A 1,634-nucleotide genomic window follows, 5' to 3' on the forward strand; every position below is an offset into this window, starting at 1 on the left:
AGCGCTGACCACCACGTCCGCGCGGCACATCTCGTCCCACGGGTCGGCGACCCATCTGCCGCCGGGTCCACCGAGCGACACCCAGTCGACCTCCGTCAGCTGGGCGCGGACCGCGTCCCAACGGGGGTCCGCGGCGTCGCCGCCGGAGCCGCGCAGGTGCAGCACCCGGGGACGGCCCCGCCCGCGAGCAACGGAGCGCGCGTCTGCCGGATCCCGTCCCGCGAATCGGGAGACCCCGCCCACCGGGACGAGGGGTCGGTCCGCGCCCGCGGGCACGGGAGCGCCTGCCGAGCGCGGCCAGCCCGCGACCAGGGCCGAACACACGCCGTGGGCCAGGGCGTGCGGGGCGTCGACGCGACGGCCGGGCAGAACCGTGGCGACGACGGGGGTGCCGGTGAGCCGGGCGGCCAGGGTGACCTCGACGGAGATGTCGGTCCACAGCAGCGCCGGCTCGGTGCGGTCGATCCATTCGGCGAGAAGAGCCATGCGGCGGCGCAGCCCCGGCTGGTGCACCGGCGCCCAGTGCAGGCGGCCCCCGGCGGTCGGGTCGATTCCCGTGGCGGATCCGTCGTGGTCCAGCGGCAACGGCAGTATCTGCACGCGATCCGGGTCGGGGTTCGTGCCGGGGGCGACCGGCGCGGAGGTGAGGATGGTGACCTCGTCACGGAGTTCGGCCGCCACCGCCAGGGCCCGCTGCAGGTGGCCGCTGCCATGGTGGTGGGCGTAGATACCTATCACGGGGCCGCCCCCACAGGCAGTCCGCGCAACCGGGCCTCGAGGGAGTCGATGCGGGCGTCGTGGGAGAAGGCCGCGGCCGCCGCCCGGGCGGTCGCTGTGCGGTCCATGGTCAGCGCAGCGGGGATGCCCGCGGCCAGCGCGGACGCCGGGTCCGGGCCCGGTTTGACCAGTACCACCCCGGGCTGCCCGCTGAGGATCTCGCGGGTACCACCGCGGGCCAGCGCGACGACCGGGGTGCCGCAGGCCAGTGCCTCGACGGAGGTGAGCCCGAACGGCTCCTCCCAGCAGGGGGTCACGAGCGCAACCGACGCCCCGGCCACCAGCGGGACCAACGCGTCCCGGCCGAGCGGTCCGTGGAAGCGGACGGCCTCGCCGGCCGCGCGCAGTCGGGGGGCCAGGACTCTGTTCATGTAGTCGCGGTCGCCGACGCGGCCCGCGATATCGAGCTGCAGGCCTGCCCGGCGGGCCGCCTCCACGGCCAGGTGCGGCCCCTTCTCGGGCACGATCCGCCCCATCCACACCGCTCGGTGCGGACCGGTGGGCGCGGGGCGGGGCGACCAGATACGTATGTCGACGCCGTTGGGCAGGACCTCGGCGCCGTGCGGGATCTGCCACGCGCTCAGCACCGAGCGGCTCACCGCCAGGACCTGCCCGGTCGCGGACCCGAGCCGGTCGAACGCCTCCTGCATCGCACCCAGGGGCGGGCAGTGCAGCGTCGTGATCACGGACGCGGGCATATCGGCGGCCCGCACGAGCGGGACGTGACTGAGGCTGTGGTTGAGGATCACGTCGAACGTGGACCCGGCCAGGTGGTCCATCAGGCGGTCGAACTCGGCGGCGTCGGCCTCGTAGCCGCCGGGCGGGTAGAAGCTGTCGCCGAAGCCGATGGCCGTGGC

The 1,634-nt window shown here is 75.3% G+C and carries 2 protein-coding genes; both read right to left on the minus strand.

What is annotated here, in order from left to right; genetic code table 11:
* Window positions 1–738 (minus strand): glycosyltransferase (locus ACWIE7_RS19195; RefSeq protein ID WP_454070337.1); only part of this gene is annotated, 738 nt, incomplete at its 3' end.
* Window positions 735–1,634: glycosyltransferase (locus ACWIE7_RS19200; RefSeq protein WP_454070338.1), on the minus strand; the 900-nt coding region annotated here is incomplete at its 5' end. The genes ACWIE7_RS19200 and ACWIE7_RS19195, both read right to left, overlap by 4 nt.

This window comes from Dietzia sp. NPDC055343, from assembly GCF_053645265.1.